This window comes from Nocardioides zeae (genome assembly GCF_010686755.1).
Lineage (GTDB): Bacteria > Actinomycetota > Actinomycetes > Propionibacteriales > Nocardioidaceae > Nocardioides > Nocardioides zeae.
Window position 1 is genome coordinate 124,857 of sequence record NZ_JAAGXA010000001.1, and the last position, 14,473, is coordinate 139,329.

Here is a 14,473-nt window from a genome sequence, read left to right on the forward strand (position 1 = left end):
AACAACGAGTCGAGGTCGTCATGAAGTTCTACACCGCGAGCAAGAGCCGCAACCAGGGCAGGGAGGCGTGGTCGGTGATCTTCCGCCACCCTGCGCGGATTGATTTGGCAACGGGCAAGACCGGGCGCCGGGTCCGGCGGGGCCTCGGGACGAGCGATGAAGCGGAGGCCTCGTTGCTCATCGACCAGCTCAACCAGGTGCTGGGCTCGCCCGAGCTTTGGGAGGTCACGGCGAAGCCGGCGGCGTTGGGCCGCTTCGACTCGCGAGTCGTCGAGATCTTCTACGACGGCATGGAGGTCAGCGAGGTCGACTTCGCCGACCTTCGCGAGGAGCTCCTGCCGCTCCCGAGTGATGACGACTACCGAACCGTGCTCCTGCTTGGAACCACGGGCGCCGGCAAGACGACCGTCGTGCGCCAGATCCTTGGCACCGATCCTGATACCGAGCGCTTCCCGTCGACGTCGACCGCCAAGACCACGGTGGCGGACACCGAGCTGATCACGAACGAGGACGACACCTACCGGGCGGTGGTGACCTTCGTGCCGCGAGATGAGGTGATCGACTACCTCACCGAGAACGTCTCAGAGGCGGCACTCGCTGCCCTCCGTGGTCGCTCAGACGCCGAGATCCGGCGGCGGCTCTTGGACCACGTCAACCAGCGGTTCCGCTTCAGCTACGTGCTGGGGCGAGGCGTGGAGCAGGCCGACGACCTAGACCTCGCAGATGATGACGACGAGGAAATCGACGACATCGATCCCGATGACTACGGCGTGGTGGATCTGGCGGCCACCAACGCCACCGTCGCACAGGCGGTCGCGGCCGTACGGGCGGTGGTCGAGCGGCACGCCAAGGACATCACTGAGGCGCTCAGCGATGACGACGAGGATGACGAGCGGGTCATCGAGGAACTCATCGAGGAGAACCTCGACAGTGAGCTCCGCCAGTCCGACGAGTTCCACGAGATCGTGGACTCGCTCGTTGACGAGATCGAGAAGCGCTTCGGCACGCTGGATGCGGGGGAGTTGCGGCGCAACCGCCAGGGATGGCCGACGACCTGGGTGTGGGAATCGGACGACCGTGCTGCCTTCATCAAGGTCGTCACGCGTTTCTCGAGCAACTTCGCCCCGCTCTTCGGTCGCCTCCTGACGCCGCTCGTCAACGGCATTCGGGTCAGCGGTCCGTTTCAGCCCGACTGGTCCTCCGAGCCGGTGCGCCTGGTCCTCGTCGATGGCGAGGGCCTTGGGCACACGCCGAAGTCAGTCGCAACCCTGTCGACGCACGTCGCGACTCAGCTGCAGAACGTTGACGCCGTGCTGCTCGTGGACAACGCAGCCCAGCCCATGCAGGCGGCGCCGGTGGCCGCTCTCAAAGGCATCGCAGTCAGCGGTAACGCCAACAAGCTGCATGTCGTCTTCACCCACTTCGACCAGGTCAAGGGAGACAACCTGCCGACCTTCGGGGACCGGGAGCAGCACGTGCTGGCCTCAGTCGAGAACGTCCTAAAGGCGATCGGCAACGAACTCGGTCCGTCGGCTGAGCGTGTGCTCCGCCGACGGATCGACGCAGCTCGCTTCTTCGTCGGCGGGATTCACGAGCCGCTTAACCCGAAGAAGCGCACTGGCGCCCGGGCCATCGAGCAGCTCGACGCCCTCCTTGATCTGCTTGCGCACCCCGAGCACGCCGCCGAGACCGGCCCCAGCCGCCCGGTCTTCAACCGCATGAACCTGTCGCTGGCTGTCATGGAGGCCGCCAAGACCTTCCACTTCAAGTGGCGCGGCCTGCTTGGACTCGACTACAACCCTGACGCTCCGAAGGAGCACTGGACCCGCGTGAAAGCGCTGAGCCGCCGCCTCGCCGAGGGTTGGAGCGACGAGTACGACAACCTGAAGCCGGTCGCGGACATGCGTTACCAGCTGCAGATGCAGGTGTACCTGATGCTGCAGCGGCCGGAGCGGTGGTCGGGAGGTGAGCCCAGCGACGATGAGAAGCTGGCCACGCTCGACGCGCTGTCGAATGCTGTCACCAATCGACTGGTCGAGCTGACCAAGCGTCGTCTGCGTGATGACGTGCGGGCGGGCTGGCAGGAGGCCTACCTGCAGAAGGGACCGGGCTCGACTTTCGTCCGCGCGAGGATCATCGCGAACGACGTGTATGACCGCGGCGCGCCGATCCCGACCGTCACTGCTTCGCCCGATCAGAACCGCTTCATGCGGGATGTCGCCGACGCAGTCGACGAGGTGGTCAGCGAGTTTGGTGGAGAGCTGGAGTAGCCGCACGAGTCCGCCGCGCTGCTAAATGCCGTCCATCTCTGCCTCTTCATGCTGGGATTGACCCGTACAGACGGCGTAAAGAGAAGGAGCGCATCGTGGCGAAGAAGGTCCAGATCATTCTCGAAGACGACCTCGACGGCGGTGAGGCGCGCAGACCATGACCTTCGGGCTTGGTGGCGCCACCTACGAGATCGACCTCAACGACAAGAACGCAGCCAAGCTGGAGAAGGCGCTGGCGCCGTTCATCGAGGCAGGGCGGAAGGTTGGTAAGACTGCCACCCCTCGCGGCAAGAAGTCCTCAGGAGGCCCAAGCGCGGCCGAGGTGCGCGACTGGGCGCTCGCCAACGGACACGATGTTCCTGCACGCGGTCGCATTCCCGCTGGTGTCCGCGAGGCCTACGACGCGGTGCACTAAGCGCCGCCAAGGCGGGATTTCGCCGGGAACACCCAGGCTCGTACGGCACGAGCGGAGATGCTCGTGAGTGATCAGTCAGAAGGGGCGCCATGCGCAGAGTTACTTACGGCAGTCGCGGTCGCCCAGCGAACGTCGCTCTCGACCTTGAGAAGCTGGTGCTGGTCCTCCAAGGAGCCATCGAGTCAGTTGATGCCGAGCGGTTCGTCCTTGAACGGGATCAGCTGGAAGCGCCGGAGGAGCTGAGCGAGTACGCGCGCGCCGGGAGTTACGAGGTCTCCGTCGTCGGTCGATTTCACACCCTTGCTCAGCGCTGGTTGGAACGGCAACAGTTGGCTGCCGTCTGGGAGCGTCCAGTCGCAAAGCGGAGTAGTGGTTCAGGTAGGCACCCGACTATCGACATCTCGCTCTTCGGAGAAGTCGGGTCGGCCAACGACGGGGATCCGCCAGAGAGGCGCGAAGTGCGGCTGGAGTTCGGCTTCTTCGATATCGCCAGTCCGAAGCGTCCCTCGACCCGGCGCGTAGACCCATCCAAGCTCCTGGGCGATGCCGAGAAGCTGTTCGACCTCCGTGAGACGGCTGCTCCAGTAGCAGGTTCCTTCGAGATCGAGAACTACGTGCTGCTCTGGCGCATCGCAAATGAGAAGAACACCGGCGATAACCTCAAGTGGCATCACCGCGCGCTCACGACCTCCGCCAGCGTCGCGATGACGGATTCGACCCATCCCGGTATTCAGATCGATCACTTGCTGACGTCCTCGGTAGACCTGATCGCTGCCCGCACCAACGAGCACCGCGTGGCCTACGTCGGCGTCTTTCGAGTCACAGCGCGACCTGCGACGACGCCCGCGCCACCGTGAGACCACAACCTGGGTCGAGCTACTCCTCGGCCTCCGACGCGAGCCGGTCTTTGACGGCTTCGACGCGGCCGAACAGCCCAATCGCTTCCCACGTCGACACCAGCAGCGGGTTGAGTCGTTCGCCTGCGAGGTCGCTTCTCAGTCGCAACTCGTTGCCGTCGTAGACATGCTCAGTGTCTAGAACGGCGTCGCTCAGCTCGTCCGCGGTGAGCGTCACCAGCGATTCGAGCTCGCCGACTGACATTACGGCGATGGGCAACTCCCTCTGCGGCAGACGCTCGGCCAGAATCCAGTTCTGGTCGGCGTAGAAGGGCTCGAGCGTGACCACGATTCCGACCCGGGGCTTCGCTGGATCGATCGACGGCTCGCGGTCGGCGATGGCTTGGATGTCAGCATGCGACCGATTGAGTTGCCTGATTCCCTTCCCGATGCTGCCCTCGACCGAACTGAGCCAGTCGTCGCTGCCGACTCGCAGCGACTCCACCGGCTGTCGAGCCTTGCACTCGATGAGCACCAGCGCGCCCGGAAGATCCAGAAGCCAGTCGCATGAGTCGGTCTGCGACTTCCGGGGGCCGTAACGGAGTTCTAGGATGACCTGACGGTCGCCGGCGATGAGATCGAGCTGTCGTCCAACGTAGTGTTAAAACACCAGGCCGAGGTCGCGTGTGAAGTCGTCGCCCAGCGCTCCCGTTCCGAGGTGGTAGATCGATGGCGGGACCGCCTTTCGCATGATGGCCTGCACCCACGGTGCGATCGGGAGGGGCGCGACGTCCTCGATGAACGGCTTGTCCGTCAGGGGATTGAACGCGAACTTCTTCTGCGCTGTCGGCAGCGGATCCTGGAACCGGCGGTTCACCGCCTTGAAGTCAGCCGCGGTGGTGACGAGGTGCTCGGTGAACGTGCGCCGGACTGCATCGAACGGGATCACCTCGCTGAGGTCGTCCCAGCCTGGCCCGCTGAGCCAGTCGTTGGGAGAAGCCGCCGTTGTGTTGCTGCGTCATGGTCGAGATCAGGAACAGGCTCTCCACGTACTCGTCGAGTGTCAGCCCGTCCGTGATGCCCTCGAACCAGCCGGGCGTCATGGCCTCTGGGGCGAAGCCGAGAGGCAGCTCGGCTGCGGACCCAAAGAGAAGGATCGTGCGCGCGATCTCGCCCGGGATGGAGCGCTGGCTTGGGAACTGCTCGAAGAAGTGCCGCGCGAGCACCTGACCGAGGCCCTCTGTCGAGCTCGGGTCCTTAATAAGGCCCTCGTCGGCGAGTTGGACGCACTGATTTCACAGGCGAAGAAGCGTTTGCAGGTCGGCCTCCGGCCGCTCGAACCTGCTCCACGAAAGCGCCGTACGAGCAACGTCAGCGACGCACCAGGGCGTAAGTCCCATCCGGGTCAGCTCGTCCGGCAGCTCCTCGCGGGCTATCTGGGCGGTGGCCACCGCAGCCTGGACAAGGAGACTGTCGCGGTCGACCTTGCGGACCGCGCTCTTGTACCGATCCCACGTCGGGGCTGCTCCAGTCGAGCGGCGGATGGGAATCGTCACTTGGGGATTCTCGCGTCTTTGTCCACGGAAGTGTTGATAGCTCGCCCCGCGTCGGAGGCGTGAGCGCTCAGCCCGGCGCACCCGGGGTCTTGCCACTTTCCTGTCACGACGCGGGATGGGGCGCGGCCCGACGCTCGTGCACGTGATGTACCGCGTTCTCATCAACCACGCCACAAAGCCGGTGCCGCAGCGGCGCCAGGATCACGGCAGGTCGCTGCGTGTGCCATCGAGCCGGCCGACATTCACCAAGGCGATCTCCGAGTGTGACGACTGGACCGAGTTTGTGCGTCCGTCAGGGAAGGCCGATCCGAACCCGTGGAGTCCACGGCTGGCCATGGAGCGCCTCGGGCTCGAGGAGATCGCCTTTCCAGTTGAGGAAGGCGACAACTGCTTCGGCTTCGTTGAGGGTGACCAGGTGGCCATCCGGCCGAACGCTCCGTTTCCGTTGAACACGCTGTTCCACGAGCTGGGGCACTTCGTGCTCGGACACTCGTTCGAGAGGAGCGGGCCGAAGGACAGCCGATCGCTGCAGGAGGTGATGGCGGAGACGGTGGCCTTCTCCATGATGGCCATGGTCGGGGCGGTGAGCTACGACAGCCTGTCCTCGAGCTGGTTCTACGTCGCCAACTGGTCGTCAGGGATGCGACGCCTGACGTTCTGGTCGCCGAGCGCCGAGCGCAGGTCAACGAAGCGATCAACAAGGTGTGGCGAGCCGGCCTCAAGTAGTCGCCGTGCGCTCGGGCAGCCCCTCGCTGTCGGTGCTCGTCGCCACACTGGACCTAGTCGCTCGCTACTCCCGAAAAATGATCCGAAGAAAGTTGGGGGGTAGCACCTCGGGCGGCACTTATGAGGGGACATCGACGAGCTTGCTCGCCGACGTCGCCGAACTGAGGAGACGCAATGGCCTTCGAGCCGAAGCGACCGCCGGGTGGCCCCGGCTCCTCAAGCGAGCCTGTACAACTGCAGCCATGTGACGACTCGATTCCCGAAGACTGGACGAGCGAGCCCGAGCACAGTCAGCTGGCCAGCAAGGTCGACCGCCTGGCCGGCGACGTCGACGTCGTCACTCTCCTGGCGCTCAGCAACTACGAAGGCGAGCGCTGGGACATCTTCGCTACCGAGCTGGCCAAGTACGGCATGGCCGTCATCGGCGGTTGGATGTATAAGGGCCTCATCCACCAGAAGTGCCGCGCCAAGGGCTTTGGCCTACCCGAGCTCGGCCGGGCCTTCGAGCCGGACGAGATCGAGGAACTGACAAGCGAGACGGTGGCTAAGGCGCTGTACCACTTCCGCCGCGACGTCCTGATGAAGCGCAAGTGGGACAGCACCCGCGGGGCAACTCTCCGGACCTACTTCGTCGGCCAGTGCATCATCCAGTTCGCCAACATCTACCGACGTTGGTGGGGCAACGAGTCGAGGTTCCGGCAGGCGAGCCGCAGCGACGACCACGAGCTCCTGAACGAGCTCGGCGGCATACGGACCGATGACGTCCAACGAGCTGCCGCCCACCGCGACGAGATCGAGGGGTGCCTGGCCGAGGTCAAGGACGAGCGGGTCAAACGCGCCATGCTGCTGACTGCCGCTGGGCGCAGCCAGGCCGAGATCGCCGACCTCTTGGACTGCACCGAGAAGACTGTCGAGCGGATGCTCTACAACGAGCGTCAGCGCCAAAGGAAGAGGAGAGCCGGTTGAGCAAAGACATACGGCGTGCCATCGAGCGCAGCTCGTTCGGGACCAAGCAGGCCGCTGCGGCGCGCCGATCGGTTCCTACCAAGGTGGCCTCGAAGGTCGTCGCTCGCGCCTCTCAGCAGGCGCCCCGAACTGAACCCAAGTGACCTGGGGGGTAAGCCAACTCCCGCCACTTATACCTAGATGTCAGGCGCTCGAACGGCACCTGGCGGAGCCCCATAACAGGTGAGGCTCCTCAACCTGCAAAAGCAGATCGAAGAGCCCTCACGCCTAGACACCCCGAAGACTACTCGATCTGCTGCTGCACGAGGACCCCAAGGAGGCCCCCATGGCACGGTCCGGCGGTTCCAAGGGAAGCACCCGTAGCGCTATCACGGGCAGGTACGTCTCGAAGGCCACGGCGGCGCGGCACCCCCGCACCACCGTGGTCGAGCGAGGCGGCAATAAGGGTTCGGGTACGTCGTACCGCTCCGCGATCAGCGGCAAGTACGTCACCAAGGGCACCGCCCAGCGGCACCCGAACACGACCGTCACCGAGAACGGCTGACGATCCACCCCACACTCGCGGGTCGCATGCCCAGCGTGTGCGACCCGCGAGTGCGTCCGGGCAATGGTCGGACTCGGACAGTCGGCACCGCGATGCGGGGCAGAACCAGTTGTCGGTGGTCGCACCTAGCCTCGCCACCGGGATCGTAAGAAAGGTACGTAGGACATGTCAGATCGCCTCGGCGAAGCGCTCAAGCATCGCTACGTCTACCTCCCGCGCGGCACCGAGAAGGACACGCTCGGGCCGGGCAAGCAGCTCGGTCTCGCCCTCGCACGGCGGCACCGCGCACGCCTGACAGTGCTGTCGGTTCAGAAGTACGGCGCCACCCACCATCCGGGGCTGGCGAAGCAGACGATCGTGACGGAGCGCAGCGGCCGGATCGAAGACGGCGGTGTCGTGCTCGCCTGGTGCCCGCGCCACAAGACGCTGGAGAAGCTGCACCACCTGGAGAAGAGCGTCGTCGTGCTGGTGGAGTGGGTCCCCTGCGAGATGGAGTGGTGGGCCAAGCTCAACCGCGCGTTCAACATCGTCACGGGCGAGGTCATGCACGCTGGTCTGAGCAACGAAGCAACTGAGATCCTCGAAGGCATCGTGTACGAGGGCTACAAGGGCTGGACGGACGACATCTCCGAGCGAATGGTGCGCAGCTCGCTCGACGACCTCGCCGCTCTCGGCGAGTACGACCGTGATCTGGTGCTCGCCTACGCGCGGCTGACCAAGCACGAGTCGAGTATTGAGCGCCTGGGAAAGATCATCGACAAGTTCGAGGCGAGCAGGGGTCTCGCGCAGGCAAGTTCACGTCGGTGGGAGTCGTGATCCGTCGCCGATCTGCAGGCCCAGTGCGTCGCCATCGACCGCTGATTCGGCTCTGCCGCCGGACGACCCCGGATACGCTCGCCGCCACGAAGGGGGAGTTGGGCAATTGACTGGCGAGATCGAACTGCTGAGTGACGGCGAGAGCGTGGTCGTTGCCGGCGATCGCGGCACGATCGAGCGGTTCCTGGGCGACACGGGGCTGTTAGAGCACGCCCGTGAGTTCGCGCTGGGCAAGCTCGGCGGCGTGCTGCGGACCGGCTCGGACCTCGCCGAAGTGGCTTCGGGCATCACGGAGCAGTCGGCGATGTATCTCAAACTCACCCCCGAGTCCGCCAAGGCCCTCAAGGATGCCGGTGGTCTCATGAAGACCAAGACCGACGGCGTCAGCCACGCCATGTTGGGCGACCCTGGCCGCATCGGCAAGTGGCTCCAGGTGGAGGACGGTCCAGCGTCTCTGCTGACGAACCCTGCGGTCCTCTCGGGCGTCGGTGGCCTCCTGAGCCAGCTTGCCCAGCAGGCTGAGGCGCAGGAACTCAAAGCATTGCTTCTACAAATTGACGCCAAACTCGACGACGTGCGGCGCGGTCAGCGGAACGCTGTTCTCGCAAAGGTCGGGAGAGCGGCTGAGGCCATCGAGGAAGCCATGACGATCCACGAGCACGGGGGAGATCCCAAGACGCTGTGGAGCAAGGTCGATGGCGAGTCCGGCACGATCTTGGAGGTGCAGCGCGCGGCGCTCCTCGCGCTGGGCGATCTCGCCGAGAAGGTTCAAGACGTCAACCGCCCCGGCCAGCTCAAGAAGACGATGCGTGAACTCGAACAGGAAGTGGGGTTGCAGCTGGCAATCTTGGCTCGCTGCTTCGAGTTGCAGGATCAGTTCCGCGTCATCGAGCTGGACTATGTCTTCGCGACGGCGCCCAAGAGCTTGGACGGGCACCGCAAAGGGGTTGCCGAAGCGCGTGAGAACCGGCGTGCTCGCGTCTTGGAGACCACCTCGCGGCTTATGGACCAGCTGACGTCCGCCGGGGGTGTCGCCAACGAGAACGTCCTCCTGCACGCGCGGGCAGCCAACTCCGTCTTCTTGTCGCTCAACAACATCGGAACGAGCCTCGAGGAGTTCCGCGAGCCCCTTGGGATTGCTCGCACGAGTCGAGCGGAACTGAGTCCCACGCCGTGGCGCGCGGCGCTCCGTGACACGCACCAGCTGAAGACAGCCGGGACGGAAGTGGGGCAGAAGGCCGTCATGGTCGGCGGGGGCATAGTTCTTCTTGCGGTCGGCAAAGAGAAGCTCTCCAAACCACAGGCCTGAGCTCCCGCGCGGGAGACGACCCAAGGCGCAGCGCAGGCCTCGCGTCCGGTGTTCTGTCGGCGCCGACTCATACGCTTACTCGGTGCTGACCGTTTCCCACGATGACGTCCGCAATCTCCCGCTCCCGCAGCTCGCATTGAAGCTCCTGGGATCGATCTCTCTAGAGCAGGCCAACTTCAATAACCTGATCCAGGGATACAAGCAGGCTGGCGGATACGGGACACCACAGCCACCCGACATGGACGCACTTCTCGCGCGGCTGTCTGACGCGTGGGCGTGGCTACAGGCCCACGCGCTGGTCGGGCCGTCGGCGCAGAATCCCCAAGGAGACTGGCGCCGAGTTACCGCTCTCGGTCGCGAGGCACTTGCTGACCCAAATGCCATCTCCAGAGTCTGGGCTGCCGACCGCCTCACCGGCCAACTGCACGCAGGTCTGGCTTCCGCTCGGTCTAACTTCGCGCTGGGCGACTATGAGACCGCGTCATTTGCGGCAATGAAGGCGGTTGAAGTCGAAGTGCGACGCGCGGCAGGTCTCCCGAACGAGCTTCTCGGCGTTGCGCTGATGCGAAAGGCGTTCAGTCCGAAAGACGGCAAGCTTCGCGATCCTGGCGCCGAGGGAGGCGAGCAGCAGGCCACCGCCGATCTGTTCGCCGGCGCAATCGGTGCCTACAAGAATCCAGCCAGCCATCGGACCGTGCAGTTCAGCGACCCCATCGAAGCCGCTGAGGTGATCCAACTGGCGGATCTGCTTCTGCGAATTGTCGAGCGAGCGGAGATCCGCCTCAAGACTGGGTGACTCTGGGTCCTCGAATCGGAGCAGCGGGCTTGTGGCATGCCTGCCACCCCCGATTCATGACTTCGTCGGCCCACGAGTCAGACCTGTACGGCTCGCCGAATGATCGCCCTCACTGTCTCGACGTGGATCCCGTACGCCCGCGCCAGCTCCTTCTTGAACGCCCCGTCGCGGTGCCGCTGGACGAGCTCGGCCTGCTGGGTGTCCGACAGGCGGACTTGCCGCTGCTTGTTCGGAGAGGGGACGCCTTCAGCAGATGTGCGCCTGACCTGGGACTTCTTGCCGTCGAGCATCCTCGCCAGCTCGACGGAGGGGTTCGATAGTTGTCCTGTTAGGTCCACCATCGTCGACGAAGCGCCCCGGGATCATCCCGGGGCGCTTTCGTCGTCCTGGCGCTTCTCCTCCTCGGACGTCATGCGGAGCGGTGCCTCGAGCGACCGGGGTGCATGACGTCCTGAGGTGGGGCCTGGTTCAGGTGCGCCGCTCACCCTCAGGAGCGGAGCCCGCGAGCTCGTCCAGCCGCTCGACGGTCGCGTCCAGCGCGGCCCGCTGCGCTCGGAGCCGAGCAGCGACCGCGTCCAGGTCGGCGCGCAGGCGCGGGCACATCGCGAGGTGGGTGCCGTGGTCGCCGGTGCGGGCACAGTCGAGGTACTGCCGGATGGTCGGGGTGCCCAGCCCGGCCGCGATCATGGCCCTGATCTGGTGCACGCGCACGACGTCGTCGTCGGTGTACGTCCGGTACCCGCTGCTGGTGCGCCCGGGGACGAGCACCCCGCTCTCGTCGTAGTGACGCAACGCCCGCGTGCTGACGCCGGTGAGCCGGGACAGCTGGCCGATCTGCATCGTGTCCTCCTCGTTCCCTTGACCTTCACGCCGGCGTGAGCCCCTAGCGTCCGGCGGCATGACACCTGCAGCAGCGGAGCGTGCCGTCATCTTCCACGGCTTCCGGGCCACGCCCGACGACCACTGGTTCGCGTGGCTCGCGGCCCGCCTCGCGGAGCACGGGGTCCCGACGACGGTCCCGGCATTGCCGGACCCGCTCGCCCCCGACCCTGCCTCGTGGGAGCGAGGAGTCGCGGCGGCGCTGGGCATGCCCGGCGCAGGCACGAGCGTGGTGGCGCACAGCCTCGGCTGCCTCGCCGTGCTGCGCCACCTCCGCGGCCTGCACCCGTCGTGGCGCCTGGGGACGCTCGTGCTCGTCGCCGGGTTCGTGGATCCGCTGCCCGTCCTGCCCGAGCTCGGCGGTTTCATCGGGTCCGGTTGCGACACGAGCGGGATCGCCGCCCACGTCGACCGCGTGCTGGTGCTGCGGTCAGACGACGACCCGATCGTGCCGCCGGGGCTGACCGACCGTCTCGCCGCCCAGCTCGGGGTGGGCGCGCACGTGGTGCCGGGTGCGGGGCACTTCCTCGCGAGTGACGGCGCCACCAAGCTGCCGCAGGTGCTCGATGCGCTCGTGGGGGCCGGTCCGCCGGTCTGACCCGCGGCACGGCCCTGGGCCGTGCGACCCTGACGGTGTCCGTCGACGCTCTCCAGGTCGTCGTGACCGTCGTGCGCGTGCTGCCCGGCGCGGCGTCTCGACGCCGGTCGAGAAGGAGGGGGTGCAGGTGGACGACGGGACCGACGAGCGCCGGTCGATGCGGCGGCGGTTCCGGGTGGTGCTCTCCGCAGCGGAGGAGGTGGCCCTCAGGTACGCCGCGAGCGACCGCGCCGACCTCACGCACCTCAACGGTCGGCCCCGGTTCGTCGTGAAGGGTGCGGATCGCTGGCGCGGCACCGTCTTCCGGCGCTTCGGCCCCCAGCAGGGGGTCCGGGCCGCCCAGGGTGACGTCGTCCTGGTGGCTCCTGGGGGGCCCGTGTCGTCGTGTGCTCCGGCGGGCGCGCCCTGGGGTGGGTCTGCGTGGGGCTCGCGCTGCTGTTCCTGCTCTCACCCCTGCTCGTGCTCCTGCCGGGCGAGTGGCTCGAACGTCCCTTCGGCGGCTTGCTGGCCGCCCCGGTCTTCGGAGCCCTGGCGTGGTGGCTGCTGGCGCGTCGGTTCCGGCAGCCGCACCTGGACGCCCTCGAGGCCTTCCTCCGCCGTCGTGTGGGCGGCCGCTGGGAGCCGCTGGACCGCTGAGCGCGCCGGTCCTCAGGGTCTTCTGAGGACCGACGCGCACACTGGGCCCGTGAGCACCGACGGGAACCGGGGGGCGCGGACCGCGCCGTACGTCGCGGGGATCGTCGCCGGCGCAGCGATGCTGGCGGTGGGCGAGGTCCTGGCCGCGCTCCTGCGCCAACGGACGGGGCCGGTGGCCGCCGTCGCCGAGCTGGTCCGCGACCTGACGCCCGCGGGGCTCGTCAAGGGGTTCATCGAGCTGGTCGGCACCGCCGACAAGCCGATCCTGGTCGCCGTCGTGACCGTGGGCGCCCTCGCGCTGTGCGCGCTGGCGGGCCGCTGGCGCTTCGGCTGGGTCGTGCTCGTCGGCCTCGGTGTGCTGGCGAGCGTCGCCGTCCTCGTGAACCCGGGGGAGAGCGGAGTGGGGGCGGCCCAGGCGGCCCTCGTCGTGCCGCCGGGCCTGGCGACCTGCGTCGGCGTCGCGTGCCTGGCGGTGCTGCAGGACGCGGACCGCGCCGCCGCGCGGCAGGAGCGGGACGGAACGGGCGGTGCCGGCCGACGCCGCTTCCTCGTCATCGCCGGCGGGATCGCCCTGACCTCGGTCGTCATCGGCGCGGCGGGCCGGTTCGCCGGGCGCTCGCGCCGCACGGTCGAGGCGGCGCGGGAGGCGCTCGTCGACCGCCTGCGTGCCACGCCGGGCGAGGTGCCGGCGGGCGCGCAGCTCGACGTGCCGGGACTGGGGCGCTGGCAGGTGCCGGGGCAGCAGTTCTACCGCATCGACACCGCGTTCGCCGTCCCCCTCGTCGACCCCGACGCCTGGCGTCTCCGGATCCACGGGATGGTCGAGAAGGAGCTCGAGCTCTCGCTCGCCGACCTGCTCGCACGGCCGTCCACCGAGGCGTGGACCACCCTCTGCTGCGTCTCCAACCCGGTCGGCGGCGACCTCATCGGCAACGCCTGGTGGACCGGTGTCCGCATCGCCCCCCTCCTCGCGGAGGCGGGCGTGCTGGACGGCGCCGACGCCGTGCTGCAGACCTCCGACGACGGCTGGACCTGCGGCACCCCGCTCGGGGTGCTCACCGACGACCGCGACGCGATGCTCGCCTACGCGATGAACGGCCAGCCGCTGCCGATCGAGCACGGCTTCCCGGTGCGGGCCGTCGTGCCGGGCCTCTACGGCTACGTGTCGGCGACCAAGTGGGTGGTCGACCTCGAGGTCACCCGGTTCGACGCCTTCGAGGCCTACTGGACCCAGCGGGGGTGGGCCCCGGAGGGTCCGGTCAAGACCCAGTCGCGCGTGCTCGTGCCGCGCAACGGTGCCGACGTGCGGGCCGGCGAGGTCGACATCGCCGGCGACGCCTGGGCGCAGCACCGGGGGATCGCGAAGGTCGAGGTGCAGGTCGACGGCGGGCCGTGGACGACCTGCGAGCTCGGGGCCGTGCCGAGCGCCGACACCTGGGTGCAGTGGTCGACGCGGGTCTCCTGCGGGCCGGGCGACCACACCGTGGTCGTGCGGGCCACCGACGCGGACGGCGAGACGCAGACCTCGGTGCGCACGGACGTCGTGCCCGACGGGGCCAGCGGGTGGCACGAGGTGCGGTTCACCGCCACCTGAGCCTTTCTTGACTCGATCAAGAAAACGCGGCAAGGTGGGGGACGTGACTCCGGCACCCGACCTCCAGCAGATGCTGCGCGGTGCCGCCCTCCGCGTGACGCGTCCGCGGCTGGCGGTGCTGGGCGCGGTCCACGCCCACCCCCACGCCGACACCGACACGGTGATCGGAGCCGTACGGCGTGACCTGCCGACGGTCTCCCACCAGGCGGTCTACGACTGCCTGAGCGCGCTGACCACGGCCGGGCTGGTGCGCCGCATCCAGCCCGCCGGATCGGTCGCGCGCTACGAGGCCCGGATCGGCGACAACCACCACCACGTGGTGTGCCGCAGCTGCGGCACCGTGGCCGACGTGGACTGCGCGGTCGGCCACGCGCCCTGCCTCACCGCCGCCGACGACCACGGCTTCGCCGTCGAGGAGGCCGAGGTCATCTACTGGGGCACCTGCCCTGCCTGTGCCGCGACCACCGCGGCTGCCGCTCCCGTCCCGGCCGACGCCGCGACGGGGACCTGAGACCCCACCGCTCCTCCAGTT

At 67.5% G+C, this 14,473-nt stretch carries 18 protein-coding genes; 13 read left to right on the forward strand and 5 right to left on the reverse strand.

What is annotated here, in order from left to right:
- Nucleotides 1-20: 20 nt before the first annotated feature.
- The 3 genes from G3T38_RS00650 to G3T38_RS00660 all read left to right on the forward strand — a co-directional run bounded on the left by G3T38_RS00650 (nucleotide 21) and on the right by G3T38_RS00660 (nucleotide 3,542).
- Nucleotides 21-2,270 carry an ATP-binding cassette domain-containing protein gene (locus G3T38_RS00650; RefSeq protein ID WP_163770150.1) on the forward strand — a complete coding sequence of 750 codons (2,250 nt, stop codon included), beginning with the start codon at nucleotides 21-23 and terminating at the stop codon, nucleotides 2,268-2,270.
- Nucleotides 2,271-2,427: 157 nt separating this feature from the next.
- A complete protein-coding gene (locus G3T38_RS00655) occupies nucleotides 2,428-2,685 on the forward strand; it encodes a histone-like nucleoid-structuring protein Lsr2 (protein ID WP_174267466.1) in 258 nt (85 codons plus the stop codon).
- 155 nt (nucleotides 2,686-2,840) lie between these two features.
- Nucleotides 2,841-3,542 carry a hypothetical protein gene (locus G3T38_RS00660; protein WP_163770151.1) on the forward strand — a complete coding sequence of 234 codons (702 nt, stop codon included), beginning with the start codon at nucleotides 2,841-2,843 and terminating at the stop codon, nucleotides 3,540-3,542.
- Between the two features lie 19 nt (nucleotides 3,543-3,561).
- Here G3T38_RS00660 and G3T38_RS00665 read toward each other — a convergent pair whose 3' ends face one another.
- The 3 genes from G3T38_RS00665 to G3T38_RS00675 all read right to left on the reverse strand — a co-directional run bounded on the left by G3T38_RS00665 (nucleotide 3,562) and on the right by G3T38_RS00675 (nucleotide 5,077).
- Nucleotides 3,562-4,026, reverse strand: coding sequence for a hypothetical protein (locus G3T38_RS00665; RefSeq protein WP_163770152.1), 465 nt, complete (start codon nucleotides 4,024-4,026; stop codon nucleotides 3,562-3,564).
- 156 nt (nucleotides 4,027-4,182) lie between these two features.
- Nucleotides 4,183-4,470 (reverse strand): hypothetical protein, encoded by a 288-nt coding sequence (locus G3T38_RS00670; RefSeq protein WP_163770153.1) that lies wholly within the window; start codon nucleotides 4,468-4,470, stop codon nucleotides 4,183-4,185.
- A 346-nt stretch (nucleotides 4,471-4,816) separates the two neighbouring features.
- Nucleotides 4,817-5,077 (reverse strand): hypothetical protein, encoded by a 261-nt coding sequence (locus G3T38_RS00675; protein ID WP_163770154.1) that lies wholly within the window; start codon nucleotides 5,075-5,077, stop codon nucleotides 4,817-4,819.
- Between the two features lie 142 nt (nucleotides 5,078-5,219).
- On the opposite strand from G3T38_RS00675, the gene G3T38_RS00680 reads away from it, so the two are divergent.
- The 6 genes from G3T38_RS00680 (at nucleotide 5,220) to G3T38_RS00705 (ending at nucleotide 10,234) form a co-directional block, all read left to right on the forward strand.
- A complete protein-coding gene (locus G3T38_RS00680) occupies nucleotides 5,220-5,906 on the forward strand; it encodes an ImmA/IrrE family metallo-endopeptidase (RefSeq protein ID WP_163770155.1) in 687 nt (228 codons plus the stop codon).
- Between the two features lie 71 nt (nucleotides 5,907-5,977).
- On the forward strand, nucleotides 5,978-6,769 hold the full coding sequence (locus G3T38_RS00685; RefSeq protein WP_163770156.1) for an RNA polymerase sigma factor: 792 nt from the start codon (nucleotides 5,978-5,980) through the stop codon (nucleotides 6,767-6,769).
- A gap of 325 nt (nucleotides 6,770-7,094) precedes the next feature.
- Nucleotides 7,095-7,313: a hypothetical protein gene (locus G3T38_RS00690; protein ID WP_163770157.1), complete on the forward strand. Its 219-nt coding sequence runs from the start codon at nucleotides 7,095-7,097 to the stop codon at nucleotides 7,311-7,313.
- Nucleotides 7,314-7,478: 165 nt separating this feature from the next.
- Entirely contained in the window at nucleotides 7,479-8,129 is a 651-nt protein-coding gene (locus G3T38_RS00695) for a hypothetical protein (RefSeq protein WP_206675748.1), read from the forward strand.
- Between the two features lie 106 nt (nucleotides 8,130-8,235).
- On the forward strand, nucleotides 8,236-9,438 hold the full coding sequence (locus G3T38_RS00700; RefSeq protein ID WP_163770158.1) for a hypothetical protein: 1,203 nt from the start codon (nucleotides 8,236-8,238) through the stop codon (nucleotides 9,436-9,438).
- An 82-nt stretch (nucleotides 9,439-9,520) separates the two neighbouring features.
- On the forward strand, nucleotides 9,521-10,234 hold the full coding sequence (locus G3T38_RS00705) for a TIGR02391 family protein (protein ID WP_163770159.1): 714 nt from the start codon (nucleotides 9,521-9,523) through the stop codon (nucleotides 10,232-10,234).
- A 77-nt stretch (nucleotides 10,235-10,311) separates the two neighbouring features.
- Here G3T38_RS00705 and G3T38_RS00710 read toward each other — a convergent pair whose 3' ends face one another.
- Together G3T38_RS00710 and G3T38_RS00715 are read right to left on the reverse strand one after the other, a co-directional pair.
- A complete protein-coding gene (locus tag G3T38_RS00710; RefSeq protein WP_163770160.1) occupies nucleotides 10,312-10,524 on the reverse strand; it encodes a helix-turn-helix domain-containing protein in 213 nt (70 codons plus the stop codon).
- Nucleotides 10,525-10,702: 178 nt separating this feature from the next.
- Nucleotides 10,703-11,074, reverse strand: coding sequence for a MerR family transcriptional regulator (locus G3T38_RS00715; protein WP_163770161.1), 372 nt, complete (start codon nucleotides 11,072-11,074; stop codon nucleotides 10,703-10,705).
- Between the two features lie 58 nt (nucleotides 11,075-11,132).
- Here G3T38_RS00715 and G3T38_RS00720 point away from each other — a divergent pair, with 58 nt between their 5' ends.
- From G3T38_RS00720 to G3T38_RS00735, 4 genes are all read left to right on the forward strand, one after another.
- Nucleotides 11,133-11,711: an RBBP9/YdeN family alpha/beta hydrolase gene (locus G3T38_RS00720; RefSeq protein ID WP_163770162.1), complete on the forward strand. Its 579-nt coding sequence runs from the start codon at nucleotides 11,133-11,135 to the stop codon at nucleotides 11,709-11,711.
- A gap of 420 nt (nucleotides 11,712-12,131) precedes the next feature.
- Nucleotides 12,132-12,347: a hypothetical protein gene (locus tag G3T38_RS00725; protein ID WP_163770163.1), complete on the forward strand. Its 216-nt coding sequence runs from the start codon at nucleotides 12,132-12,134 to the stop codon at nucleotides 12,345-12,347.
- Nucleotides 12,348-12,396: 49 nt separating this feature from the next.
- The gene (locus tag G3T38_RS00730) at nucleotides 12,397-13,941 is read left to right on the forward strand and encodes a molybdopterin-dependent oxidoreductase (RefSeq protein ID WP_338037374.1); all 1,545 of its coding nucleotides are present in this window, start codon (nucleotides 12,397-12,399) and stop codon (nucleotides 13,939-13,941) included.
- 70 nt (nucleotides 13,942-14,011) lie between these two features.
- Nucleotides 14,012-14,452, forward strand: coding sequence for a Fur family transcriptional regulator (locus G3T38_RS00735; RefSeq protein WP_174267504.1), 441 nt, complete (start codon nucleotides 14,012-14,014; stop codon nucleotides 14,450-14,452).
- Nucleotides 14,453-14,473: the final 21 nt, after the last annotated feature.